At 30.7% G+C, this 12977-nt stretch carries 9 protein-coding genes and 8 tRNA genes; 14 read left to right on the plus strand and 3 right to left on the minus strand.

Annotation, left to right across the window (positions count from 1 at the left end; translation table 4 throughout):
* Window positions 1-213 precede the first annotated feature (213 nt).
* Window positions 214-2580, plus strand: coding sequence for a phosphoketolase family protein (locus E1I18_RS03110; RefSeq protein WP_141484143.1), 2367 nt, complete (start codon window positions 214-216; stop codon window positions 2578-2580).
* A gap of 193 nt (window positions 2581-2773) precedes the next feature.
* The gene (gene gap, locus E1I18_RS03115) at window positions 2774-3781 is read left to right on the plus strand and encodes a type I glyceraldehyde-3-phosphate dehydrogenase (RefSeq protein ID WP_141484144.1); all 1008 of its coding nucleotides are present in this window, start codon (window positions 2774-2776) and stop codon (window positions 3779-3781) included.
* An 82-nt stretch (window positions 3782-3863) separates the two neighbouring features.
* Here gap and E1I18_RS03120 read toward each other — a convergent pair whose 3' ends face one another.
* Entirely contained in the window at window positions 3864-4538 is a 675-nt protein-coding gene (locus E1I18_RS03120; RefSeq protein ID WP_141484145.1) for a hypothetical protein, read from the minus strand.
* Between the two features lie 104 nt (window positions 4539-4642).
* Here E1I18_RS03120 and E1I18_RS03125 point away from each other — a divergent pair, with 104 nt between their 5' ends.
* The gene (locus tag E1I18_RS03125) at window positions 4643-5986 is read left to right on the plus strand and encodes a M17 family metallopeptidase (protein ID WP_141484146.1); all 1344 of its coding nucleotides are present in this window, start codon (window positions 4643-4645) and stop codon (window positions 5984-5986) included.
* 64 nt (window positions 5987-6050) lie between these two features.
* On the opposite strand, the gene E1I18_RS03130 is transcribed toward E1I18_RS03125, so the two are convergent.
* Both E1I18_RS03130 and E1I18_RS03135 read right to left on the minus strand, forming a co-directional pair.
* Complete coding sequence (locus E1I18_RS03130) at window positions 6051-7085, minus strand: HAD hydrolase family protein (RefSeq protein ID WP_170218539.1); 1035 nt, start codon at window positions 7083-7085, stop codon at window positions 6051-6053.
* 198 nt (window positions 7086-7283) lie between these two features.
* Window positions 7284-8321: a Cof-type HAD-IIB family hydrolase gene (locus E1I18_RS03135; RefSeq protein ID WP_141484148.1), complete on the minus strand. Its 1038-nt coding sequence runs from the start codon at window positions 8319-8321 to the stop codon at window positions 7284-7286.
* Window positions 8322-8483: 162 nt separating this feature from the next.
* Between E1I18_RS03135 and E1I18_RS03140 the strand changes: the two genes are divergently transcribed.
* The 11 genes from E1I18_RS03140 to E1I18_RS03190 all read left to right on the plus strand — a co-directional run.
* A tRNA-Pro gene (locus E1I18_RS03140) sits at window positions 8484-8560 on the plus strand.
* A gap of 5 nt (window positions 8561-8565) precedes the next feature.
* Window positions 8566-8642: transfer RNA gene (locus E1I18_RS03145), tRNA-Ala, on the plus strand.
* A 6-nt stretch (window positions 8643-8648) separates the two neighbouring features.
* Window positions 8649-8725: transfer RNA gene (locus E1I18_RS03150), tRNA-Met, on the plus strand.
* Between the two features lie 24 nt (window positions 8726-8749).
* A tRNA-Ile gene (locus E1I18_RS03155) sits at window positions 8750-8825 on the plus strand.
* A gap of 1 nt (window position 8826) precedes the next feature.
* Window positions 8827-8919: transfer RNA gene (locus E1I18_RS03160), tRNA-Ser, on the plus strand.
* A 34-nt stretch (window positions 8920-8953) separates the two neighbouring features.
* Window positions 8954-9030: transfer RNA gene (locus E1I18_RS03165), tRNA-Met, on the plus strand.
* Window positions 9031-9034: 4 nt separating this feature from the next.
* Window positions 9035-9111 (plus strand) — tRNA-Asp (locus E1I18_RS03170).
* 1 nt (window position 9112) lies between these two features.
* Window positions 9113-9188, plus strand: a tRNA-Phe gene (locus E1I18_RS03175).
* A 118-nt stretch (window positions 9189-9306) separates the two neighbouring features.
* On the plus strand, window positions 9307-10923 hold the full coding sequence (locus tag E1I18_RS03180; protein WP_141484149.1) for a CTP synthase: 1617 nt from the start codon (window positions 9307-9309) through the stop codon (window positions 10921-10923).
* A 194-nt stretch (window positions 10924-11117) separates the two neighbouring features.
* On the plus strand, window positions 11118-12137 hold the full coding sequence (locus E1I18_RS03185; protein ID WP_141484150.1) for an MsnO8 family LLM class oxidoreductase: 1020 nt from the start codon (window positions 11118-11120) through the stop codon (window positions 12135-12137).
* A gap of 405 nt (window positions 12138-12542) precedes the next feature.
* Window positions 12543-12977: LLM class flavin-dependent oxidoreductase (locus E1I18_RS03190; protein WP_141484151.1), on the plus strand; the 435-nt coding region annotated here is incomplete at its 3' end.

Here is a 12977-nt window from a genome sequence, read left to right on the forward strand (position 1 = left end):
TCGCTATGCCTTGTAATTTGTCTGAAAATTAAATCATTTTTTGCTGCATATCTCTGATTTTCCATAACAAAATTGTATTCCTTAGTTGAATTCTAACTAAGAGGTTCATTCTGTTTGGTATTTGAAAAAATTCCACATCATAATTATTAATATAATATTAAAATTTAATATTCTATATAATTGATTAGCAAATAAAAGATCGAAGGAGTAACGATGTCAAATAATTTTGATACAAAAGAATACCTAAAAAAAGTTGATGCATGATGAAGAGCAGCTAACTACATTTCTGTTGGCCAAATGTACCTTAAAAATAATCCTTTAATGAAAGGTGGCTTAAAAATTGAAGATGTTAAAGTTTATCCAATTGGTCACTGAGGTACTATTTCTGGACAAAACTTTATTTATGCTCACTTAAATAGAATAATTAATAAATATGATCTAAATATGTTTTATATTGAAGGACCAGGACATGGTGGTCAAGTAATGGTGGCTAACTCATATCTTGATGGTTCATATACTGAAAGATTTCCACATATCACTCAAGATGAAGCAGGTATGAAACAGTTATTTAAAATTTTCTCATTCCCTGGCGGAACAGCTTCACATGCTGCACCTGAAACTCCTGGTTCACTACACGAAGGTGGTGAATTAGGTTATTCGCTTTCACACGCAACTGGAGCAATTTTAGATAATCCTAGTTTAATTGCCGCTACTGTTATTGGTGATGGTGAAGCCGAAACAGGACCTTTAATGGCTGGATGACTATCAAATACATTTATCAACCCTAAAAATGATGGTGTTGTATTGCCTATTATCCACTTAAATGGCGCCAAAATCTCTAACCCTACAATTCTTTCACGTCGTAGCAATGAAGATTTAGAAAAATTATTCAGTGGTTTTGGTTGAGATCCAATCTTTGTAGAGGTTGAAAAAGTAACCGACTACCATGCTGAGATGGCTGCTAAACTTGATCTTGCAGTTGAAAAAATTCAACAAATCAAAGCACAAGCTGCCAAAATTGATGCAAGCAAACAAACACGTGCTCGCTGACCAATGATTCTTTTTAGATCACCAAAAGGTTGAACAGGACCAAAAAACTTTGAAGGAAATCAAATTGAAGGTGGATTTAGAGCACACCAAGTACCTTTACCAGTTAAAGCTGCTGATGCAACACATCTTAATTTACTCAAAGACTGACTTGAGTCATATAAACCAGAAGAACTTTTTGATGCACAAGGCAAATTAAAAGAAGAGTTTAATATTGCTCCAAAAGGTGACAAACGTCTAGCAATGAATCCTGCTACAAATGGTGGACTTAATCCTCAAGACTTAAAATTGCCTGATTGAACAAAATTTGCAATCAAATTTGATAAACCAGGTACAGTTATAACTCAAGATATGGTTAATTTATCAGAATACTATGCTGAAATAATGAAACTAAATCCAACAACATTTAGACTTTTTGGACCTGATGAAACTAAATCAAATAGACTTTTTGGAGCTCTAAATGCTACAAACCGTCAATGACTTGATAGAGTTGATGCAAAACTTGATGAAAAAGTTGGTCCTGCAGGTAGAATAATTGACTCACAACTTTCAGAACACCAAGCCGAAGGATTTTTAGAAGGCTATGTGTTAACTGGACGTCATGGTGTGTTTGCTTCTTATGAAGCATTCCTACGTGTAGTTGATTCAATGATTACTCAACACCTAAAATGAATTAATAAATGCAAACCACTATCATGAAGAAAACAAATTCCTTCACTTAACCTTATTGCTACCTCTAACTCATTCCAACAAGATCACAATGGTTATACACACCAAGATCCAGGATTGCTAGGTCATTTAGCAGATAAAACTCCTGAAGTTGTGCGTGAATACTTACCAGCTGATACAAATACATTGTTAGCAGTAAGTGACAAAGCATTCCAAGAAAAAAGTGTTATTAACTTAATTGTTGCTTCAAAACAACCACGTGAACAATTCTTCAGTATTGAGGAAGCTAAAGAATTAGTTGAAAAAGGTTACAAAGTTATTGATTGAGCTTCAAATACAAAAGGTGATGAAGAACCTGATTTAGTTGTTGCTGCTAGTGGTACAGAATCAACTATTGAATCTCTTGCTGCAATTTCATTATTAAACAAAGCATTCCCTGAACTAAAAATAAGATTTATCAACGTAGTTGAAATTCTTAAATTACGTCATCCATCAGTTGATGCACGTGGAATTAGTGATGCAGAATTCAACAAAGCATTTACAACAAACAAACCAATCTTATTTGCATTCCACGGTTATGAAACACTTCTTAGAGACATCTTCTACACACGTAAAAATATGAATTTATTAGCTCATGGATACAGAGAACATGGAGACATAACCACTTCATTTGACATTCGTCAGCTTTCACATATGGATCGCTACCACATGGCAATTACTGCAGCTCAAGCACTATTTGCTAACAAAGCAAAAGACTTTATAGAAAAAATGAACCAAACACTTGAATACCACACAAAATTCATTAGAGAACACGGAACTGACATTGATGAAGTAAAAAACTGAAAATGAGAAGGTTTTAAATAATTTTTTAAAAACAGCCAAGGCTGTTTTTTCATTTATTTTGCTTAAAAAGCAACAAAAAACTGATTTTTTTAGCAAAAAAACTAAATTTTAAAATGTGGAAACAATTCATTAAAATTTCCACATTTTTGTTTTCGCAAAAAAATTTTGTGTTGCAAAAGAGTAAAATAATTATGCAATATTAACGGAGGCAAAAATGAAAAGAATTGCAATTAACGGGTTTGGACGAATTGGTAGACTTATACTTCGTCATTTAATTGAAATTGGTGGAGATGATGTTGAAGTTGTAGCAATCAACGACTTAACTGCACCTGAAATGTTAGCTCACTTACTAAAATACGATACAGCTTTTGGTCCTTTAGCTAACGACATTAAAGTCGAAAACGACTCAATCTTATTAGATGGTAAAGAAATCAAAGTTTTTGCAGAAAAAGATCCAGAAAACCTTCCATGAGCAGAATTAAAAATCGACGTTGTTCTTGAATGTACTGGCTTTTTCACAAAAAAACCTTTAGCAAGCAAACACATTTTAGCTGGTGCTAAAAAAGTATTAGTTTCTGCTCCTGCAGGAAATGATGTAAAAACTGTAGTTTACAATGTAAACCACGAAACATTGACTAAAGAAGACACAATCGCTTCAGCTGCTTCATGTACAACAAATGGTCTAGCTCCAGTTATTAAAGTTTTGGTTGATAACTTTGGTATTAAAAATGGTTGAATGACTACTGCTCACGCAATCACTGGTGACCAAATGTTACAAGATGGACCACACAGAAAAGGTAATTTAAGACGTGCACGTGCTGCTTGTTATAACATTGTACCTACTTCAACTGGTGCAGCAAAAGCAATTGGACTAGTAGTTCCTGGTGCTGCAGGTTTATTAAATGGTGTTGCTCTTAGAGTTCCTACAATTACAGGTTCAATTATTGACTTATCAGTACAATTAGTTAAAGAACCAACTATTGAAGAACTTCACGCTGCATTTAAAAAAGCTGAAAGTGAATCATTTAAATACAACACAGATGAAATCGTTTCATCAGATGTTATTAACTCACATTATGGATCAGTTTTTGATGCTACATTAACCAAAATTCAAGAAGCAAATGGTCAAAAAATATACAAAATTTTTGCATGATATGACAACGAAATGTCTTATGTTTCACAAATGGTTAGAGTTGTAAAATACTGAGCAAAAATATCTTAATAATCAATGAGTGCATGAGCACTCATTTTTTTTATTTACACACGTTTTTGAGTACTTTTGGTAAAAATTAACATATCTAAAATTAGTTTATTGCACTACTGGTAAAGTTTGTTTTATTTTGATAGTAGTTGTTGAAATTTCAGTTAATTTTCATTAAATTTAGATCATTAAGTTTGCTTTTTCTCATTAACTTTAAACTAAAAGGAATAAGCACAATATTGAGTGTGTCCTTTTTAGCATTTCAATATATTGAGCGGTGTTGTTCAATATTTAGATTATACTGATTACCTATTCAACAATGAACCACAACCACGTATTGAGCATCATATTCTCCAACCAACAAACATTCAGAATGCTGATAAACATCAGTTTCATTAGTCATTGGTTTAAGTTTAAAGTAATCAAACAAACGAGGCGAATTTATTTTCTTTATAAATCATTGTGCAGCAATGATTTTTTTGATCATATTGGTTCGCTGTTTGTAGTTCAATAACTTGAATAATGATTCAAAGGTAATTTTGTCTTCTAATACTGCAAAAACAAATTCATAAATATGTTTAGAAATTTGTTTTTGCTTACTTAATTTTGAAATTCCTAAACTATGATAAAAGAAATTTTTATCTCAATGTAAAATTAAGCGCAATTGGTGCTTTATAAGTGAATCTGGTCAATGCATTAGACTAATAGATTGCAACTTAATAAATGTGTAAAAGTACTCATAAACGAGTTTTTTAAAAGCTTCATTAGTTATTTTCATACTAGTTATTATTCGTTTTTCTTTCTTTTGTTCATAAAAGGAAAAATATAGTATTTTTATTCATAAAAAGCAAACTAACATATAATTTTTATTAAAGGAGAGTTATGTATTTAACCCATAGAAATGAACAAATTTTATTAAGAGCTTATTGACCATCTAATTCTTACAAAAATACTCATATTTCAGTAAAAAACGGCAAAATTACTGAGTTTTTAAATGAAAAAAATGCCTATATTTATATTGAAAAACCACTAAATTATTATGAGTTAGTAAAACTAATTGATGATTATATTTTGAGTGCAAACAGAGGTTATCAAATTGATCTCAAAAGTTTTGTAAACATTAAACTAACATTTGTTGATGTTTTGAAAGCATTTTATTCACGTGTAATTTTTTACCAAGCTCAATTATTCAATAAGAAAAAAGAAGCAGATGTAAAAAATAATTTTACATTCTTTGTACCAACAGAAGAATATAAATCACTAGCAGACAAATTTGAAATTATTGCAAAAAACAGAAATCAAGCAAGAAATTTACAAATAATGCCTGAAAATTTCTGTACTTCAGAAATGCTTGCTAAATATATTGAAGAAGAATTTTCAACCATTCCCGAACTAAAAATTACTGTGCTAAACAAAAATCAAATTGAAGATCTCGGAATGGGATTATTACTCTCAGTAAATAGGGGTTCAACTCATGCTCCACGTGTAGTCGTTATTGAACATCTAGGAAATCCTGAATCTGAAGAAAAGATTGCTTTTGTAGGTAAAGGGATTACATTTGATACTGGCGGAATGAATACAAAAGGATATCATATGGAAGGAATGAAGTTTGATATGTCTGGTTCAGTAATTGCTGCTTATGCTGTTAAAGCACTTGCTGAATTAAAAGTTAGAAAGAATGTAGCGGCCGTAATGTGCATTACTGATAATAGACAAGATGGTGATGCTTCTTTACCTGAAAATGTGTATGAATCAATGGCTAAAATCAGTGTTGAGGTTACTGATACAGACGCAGAAGGAAGATTGGTGTTAGCAGATGGTCTTTACTATGCTGCAACAAAATTAAAAGCAACAACTCTTGTTGACATTGCAACACTTACTGGTGCAATGTCAAGAACATTTGGTTCAACCTACTCAGGAATATATTCAACAAGTGATAAAAATTGAGATATTTTTAGTGCAGCTGCTTTTTTAGGAAAAGAAAAAGTTTGAAGAATGCCTCTACATGAAGATTTTCATAAACCAAATACTGCTTCACTTGTTGCTGATTTAAACAACTACAACAATGACGAAACTTCTGACCATAATACTGCTGCAATGTTTCTTAAAGAATTCACAAATGGTGTTGATTTCATTCACTGTGATGTGGCTGGTACTGCTGATATTAAAGGTGAACCTCAAGGTGTCTTAGTTGATACTCTTGTAGAGTTTGCACTCTTAAAATAAAATATGCTTCTAAAGCATATTTTTTCTTATATTACTCAAAAATGTGTATTTTGGGAAAAATTAACTACTTAAATTGATAAATAATTTCCGCTAGTCAATCTTCATTAGATGTCTTATTAGAAACAAATGTTGCATTCTGCATTGCTAAATGCATTGAATTTTTTGGAGCAAATGATAATGCCGTTGATTCAAAAGTAAGTGAATCACTATTTGAATCACCAAATGAAACTGTCCGCTTAAAGTCGATATTATATTCAGAAGCAATTGATTGTAAGGCTAATGCTTTTGAAGTTATTTTACCAACATCATAGAAATTTCTTTGAGTTTGCATTCCAAATAAATGGGGGAAGCATTTTACATACTCATCCAATTTAACTATTTCATTTTCTTGATGTGGATCAAAGGTAGCAAAAATTTTGCATATTTTCTTGTCTTTAAAAAAACTCTTATCAGGATTTAATACTCAATGTTCAGGTTTGAGTATTTTTTTATAGTTTTTATCTTTAAAATCATGCGAGTTTTCAACATTCATACCAACAATTCCGCCTTCTCAAAACACGTAGTAACCTAAATTAAGTTCATCGCACTTATTCATTAATTTTGCTGCGTCATCATGATCGATAACAAAATCTGAAATTAATTTATGTGTTTTACAATTATGAATCATTCCGCCATTTACGCATAAAAAAGGCAAATTGCAAGGGAGTTTATCAAAATATCAATGCAACATAAATATTGCACCTGCTGTAGCAATTCCAATTTTTTTGCCTTTTGAGGCTAAAAAATTGATTGCTTCAAGGTTTTTTGGTTCAATTCCTTTATTATCATTCAATATAGTTCCACCTAAATCAAATATAAATGTATCAAAATCGTCAAGAATTAGTTGTTTAGGTTCTATTTTTATTAAATCTCCATTGATTTCACAATCAACAATGGTTCATTCTGCTGTGTCTATGTTGAATAGTTTATAGAATGGAGTAAAGTTGAACTCTTCAATATTTTTAAGCTTTAATAATGAAAGAAATTTATTGATTTCAATTGTTTTTGTGTCTAAAATGAGTTGATATTCAGTGTTACTTAATGATATTTGTTTGTTCATTCTTGCTCCATATAACATTTATATTTTTAATTATATATTATTAAGATAGTCACTTTTATGAGTAAAAACACTTATATTTGTGTATTTATTATTGTTTGAGATTATGCTCCAACAGAGACTTTGATTAAAGCAAAACAAAAAATATGCTAATGCATATTTTACGTATTATACTCATAAATGAGTATATTGGTCAAAACACTACTGTAGTTTGTTTCAAATAATGTCAGCAATTCAATCTTCATCAGAAGTTTTTTGTGAGACAAATGTTGCATTCTCAAGAGCCAATTCCATTGAGTTTAATGGTGCAAATGATAGTGCAGCATACTCAAATGTTGGAGCATCATTGTTTGCATCACCAAAAGCCACTGTTCTTTTTAAGTTGATTTTGTATTTATCTGCTATTGACGCTAGTGCTAAAGCCTTTGAACTAGGTTCACCAACATCATAGAAGTTTTTTTGTGTTTGAATACCTAATAAGGTCGGAAATTCTTTAACATATTTATCAAATTTTGCAATATCTTCTGACTGATGTGGATCAAAAGTAACTAAAATTTTACAAATTTCTTTATCATCATAAAAACTTCTGCCCGGGTTTAATTTTCAATATTGTGGTTTCATTATTTTTGTGTAATCTTTGCTTTTGTAATCTTGCGAATTTTCAACATTATTACCAACAAAACCACCTTCTCAGAAAATATAGTAACCTAATTTTAATTCATCACATTTATCCATTAATTTAATAGCATCTTCATGTTTTATATTGAAATCCGAAATCATTTTAAATGTTTTATGGTCATAAACCATACCACCGTTAGCACATAAAAAAGGTAAATTGTAAGGAATTTGATCCAAATAATTATCTAGCATAAATATTGCTCGTCCTGTAGCTATACAAATATTTTTACCTTTTAAAGCCAATTCTTTTAATGCTTGTAAGTTGTTAGGTACTATATTTTTTTTAGCATCTAATAATGTTCCATCCATATCAAAAACAAATGTATCAAAATTTTCTAGTGATAATTCTTTAGGTTCAACTTTAATAACATTGTTTTCCAAAATTAAATCAACAAGTTTGTACTCACCATTATCAATATTTACTAATTTATAAAAAGGTTTAAAGTTAAATTCCTCTATATTTTTAATGTTTGCTAACTCCAAAAATTTAGATAATTCAATACTTTTACCTTTTAATATCTGCATGTAGTCATTTTTTTGTATTTTTATTTCTTTTTTCATTTTTTCACTCCATAATATATATGCTTGAATTTTATAACTTTATTTTATTAAATTTATAGCGAAATGAACCATTCAAATTAATTTCAAAAATTTTTATAAAATATTTTGTACTTTTGAATGATGTGTTATAATAACTATGCTTTTTTACACAAAAGCGCAAGCGGAGAAGTAGCTCAGCTTGGTAGAGCGCTTGGTTTGGGACCAAGTGGTCGCAGGTTCAAATCCTGTCTTCTTCACCATTTAAGGGGGATTAGCTCATTTGGCTAGAGCGCCTGCCTTGCACGCAGGAGGTGGTGGGTTCGAATCCCATATCCTCCACCATTTTATGGCGTTGTAGCTCAGTTGGTTAGAGCGTCCGGTTCATACCCGGAAGGTCAAGAGTTCGACTCTCTTCGACGCTACCATTATATGGAATATCTAACTGTTATGGACCTATAGCTCAACGGTTAGAGCAACCGGCTCATAACCGGTCGGTTACCGGTTCGAATCCAGTTAGGTCCACCACGGGTGATTACCCAAGTCCGGCTGAAGGGAGCAGTCTTGAAAACTGCCAGGGGCTTCACGGCCCGCGGGGGTTCGAATCCCTCATCACCCGCCATTTGCCGAAAGGCACTAAAAAAATAACTTCAAATCGCGGAGTGGAGAAGTTAGGCATCTCGCAGGGCTCATAACCCTGAGGTCGTTGGTTCAAATCCAACCTCCGCCACCAATATGGTCCAGTGGTAAAGTGGTTTAATACGCCTCCCTGTCACGGAGGAGATCGCGGGTTCAATTCCCGTCTGGACCGCCATGGCTCTGTAGCTCAGTAGGTAGAGCAACGGATTGAAGCTCCGTGTGTCGCTGGTTCGATTCCTGCCGGAGCCACCATATGTTAAATTAGCTAGTAATGGCTTTTTTTATCAAAACACCATATCGACTTTTTTATAAAGTCGTTTTTTATTATTTGTGTTATTTTTAGTAAAATAAGTAATTATTAAGGAGCATTATGAAGACAAAATTTATATTTACAACCGGTGGAGTCTTAAGTGGTTTAGGAAAAGGAGTTACTGCTGCAAGTATTGGTAATTTATTAAAAGCACAAGGATTTGATATTTTTGTACTCAAATTAGACCCTTATTTAAACATTGATCCAGGTGTAATGAATCCGATGGAACATGGTGAGGTTTTTGTTACTAGCGATGGTGGTGAGACAGATCTTGATTTAGGTCACTATGAACGTTTTATTGATGTTAAACTAACTAAAGAGTCTAATTTTACAACTGGTCGTATTTACACACGAATTTTCGAAAAAGAACGTCAAGGTGCTTATCATGGAAAAACAGTGCAAATTGTGCCTCACGTTGTTGATGAAATAATTAATATTATTCTAGATTTAGCAAATAAAAAACAGCCAGATTTTATGCTAATTGAAATTGGTGGTACAGTTGGAGACCTTGAATCTAACCCTTATATCTATGCAACATCTAAATTTGCAAGTATTTATCCAAGAAATGTGATGTTTGCTCATTTAGCTTTCATACCTTATTTATCAGCCTCTAAAGAATATAAATCAAAACCTAGTCAAGTTTCAATTGCTTCACTTAGATCATTTGGAATAAATCCTAATTTATTATTGTTGCGTTCTCAAGAAGGAATTGACCCTTCGATTATTAAAAAAGTCAGTGAAAATGCGTTCATTGACCCTAAAAATGTTATTAATATTCCTGATAAAGCTAATATTTATGAAATTCCATTATTTTTGGAGCGGAGTGGAATTGTTGAATTAATTTATAGTCATTTTGCAATTGAAAAAGAAATTAATCATGAAGCCAATAATGATTGAAACAATTTTATTACTAAATATTTAGCTAAACGATCAAAACCAATTAATCTACTATTAGTTGGAAAATATACTGGTCTTGAAGATGCATATTTATCTATAATTTCTTCATTGAAGATAGCTGCAGCACATCAAAATATTAAATTAAATTACAAATTAATTGATTCAAGCGAGATAACATCTGAAAATATTGATGAGCAACTTAGTACTTACGATGGAGTTGTTATTCTACCCGGTTTTGGTGTTCGTGGCTTTTATTCAAAAGTAGATGTAGCACTCTATACTCGAAAAAATAAAATTCCTACTCTTGGAATTTGTCTAGGTTTTCAAGCTATGGCTATTGCGCAAGCTCGACTTTTAGGTATAAAAAATGCAACAAGTAAAGAATTTGCAGTACATAACACTGATCAAGAGTTTGTCTTAACTCCTTTTTATGAAAATGGCGACACAATGAAATTGGGTGGCACATTGCGACTAGGTGAAGACAAAATTCAAGCACTTCCAAACACATTGGCTCAAAAAATTTATGGTTCAGATATCTTTTATGAAAGACATAGACACCGTTATGAAATTGCAGATAAATATCGCCATTCTCTAGAGGATGATAACTTTATTTTTTCTGGTATTCATCCTGAATTAAAGGTTGCTGAAATTTGTGAAGTCAAAAATCATCCATTCTATTTAGGTGTGCAATATCATCCTGAATTTACAACACGTGTTATAAAATCAAATCCTTTATTTGATAACTTTCTTTCAGCAATATGAATGAATAAATCAAAATAGGTTCTTAAACATAGACAAAAACTATTTGTCTATGTTTTTTATCTATGTTTTAAAAGGTTCAGTAAACTAAAAAGTGAATTTATGAGTACAAAAAAACATCAATTTATTGATTTTTGCATTTTTATTTATTGATTGTTTTAATTTTGCACATACAGCATACTTGATTTAAATATTCAATATTCTATAATATAGATATGAAAATTAGCGTTCTAGAACATGGGCTATATTCAAAATTTAGCAGTCCAAGTCAATGTTATAAAGAGCTAGCAGAACTTTGTGAATTTGCTGAAAAACTCAACTTTTATTCATATTGAATTAGCGAACATCACGCTATTGATTCATTAATTATTTCGTATCCTTTATTGCTTTTAGATTATTTAGCAAGCAAATCTACAAAAATTAAAATCGGTTGTGGCGGAATTATGCTTTGCGACTATCAATCTTTTTCTATTGCAGAGCAAATAAATACACTGAATTTATTGCAACCTAACCGATTTATTTTTGGTTTTGGTTACAATCCAGGTACTCAAAAAGTTGCAAAATTACTGAATTCCAATGCAAATGTTGAGAATTTTCAACAAAAATTATTAGAAGTCAATGAATTTGTTAATTCTAATAAAGCAAATGAATTAAAAGTAAATCCAGTATGTGAGCAAAAAATTACTCCTACATTGCTGCTTACATCAATAAAATCAGCTATTTTTGCAGCAAAAAATAAGTTCAAAATGAATTATGGTTGATTTTTAAATCCTTTCAAATCAAATGCAAAGCAAGTAATTGATGCATATATTCAAACTTATACACAAACATGAGGTAAAAAACCTGAAGATGTTGCTATAAGCATTAATGTAGTAAGTGGTATTGATTCAAAACAAGTTCAAAAAAATCTTAAAACACTACTGCTATATAGAATTTATTTAGAAAAAGGTAGAACTTTCAACTCTTTTCCGCTGTATGAAGATTTTACTCATGAAGATTTTGAACTGCTTATTAATTTAGAAGAAATAATGAAAGAAAACTGAGTTTTTTGTCTAAATAATATTGAAGATGTCGCAAAAATAAATAATTTATGTAAGGATCTCAATGTAAATCACTTAATGATTTTGCCAACAATGTCCAATATTTCTGATCGCAAAAAAGCACTTGAATATATTGCGAATTTTTACAATAATATGAATAAAAAGTGTTTATATTCTAGTATTAAAGTAAGATAAAATCGCTATTGTTTTGTAGGTTTAAAAATTGTTAAAACATAAAAAATCAATATATTAATATTATTATTCGATACTGAACAAATATATCAACAAATATATTTTCATTATTTATGAGTATTTTTTAGTCTAATTAAGGTAGAAAAATTTAAAAAAAGCACATTTTTACTTTCATAAAATTGTATTTTTTGTACTTCTGTTAATTTATGACTTTAAAGTGTTAATTTTTTACAAAAAGTTATTTTATGAGTAATAAAACTCAATAAAATATCACTTTTTGCTTTTTTTATTTGTTTAGTGTTTCTTAAAATTTTGCTATTTTTGGAATTGTTTCCGTTTTTGGCTTATAGACTTAAAAACTTGTGTCCGATTTTTTGCACTTAATATTAATAATTTATAATATTATGTATGAAGATAAGTGTATTAGAACATGGCCTACTTATAAAAAATAGTAATACTACTCAAAGTTACAATGATTTAATAGAATTAGCAAATTTTAGTGAGAAACTAAATTTTTATTCATATTGAGTTAGTGAGCAACACGGTGTAAATTCACTTGTGATTTCTAATCCTCTTATTCTTCTAAATCATTTAGCAAATAAAACATCAAAAATTAAGATTGGTTGTGGAGGCATTATGCTTTGTCATTATCAATCTTTTTCTATTGCAGAGCAAATAAATACACTGAATTTATTGCAACCTGACCGTTTTATTTTTGGTTTTGGTTACAATCCAGGTACTCAAAAAGTTGCAAAATTACTGAATTCCAATGCAAATGTTGAGAATTTTCAACAAAAATTATTAGAAGTCAATGAATTTGTTAATTCTAATAAAGCAAATGAA

Origin of the sequence: Mycoplasmopsis mucosicanis (assembly GCF_006546935.1) — a bacterium.
In the GTDB taxonomy this organism is placed as follows: Bacteria; Bacillota_I; Bacilli_A; order Mycoplasmatales; family Metamycoplasmataceae; genus Mycoplasmopsis; species Mycoplasmopsis mucosicanis.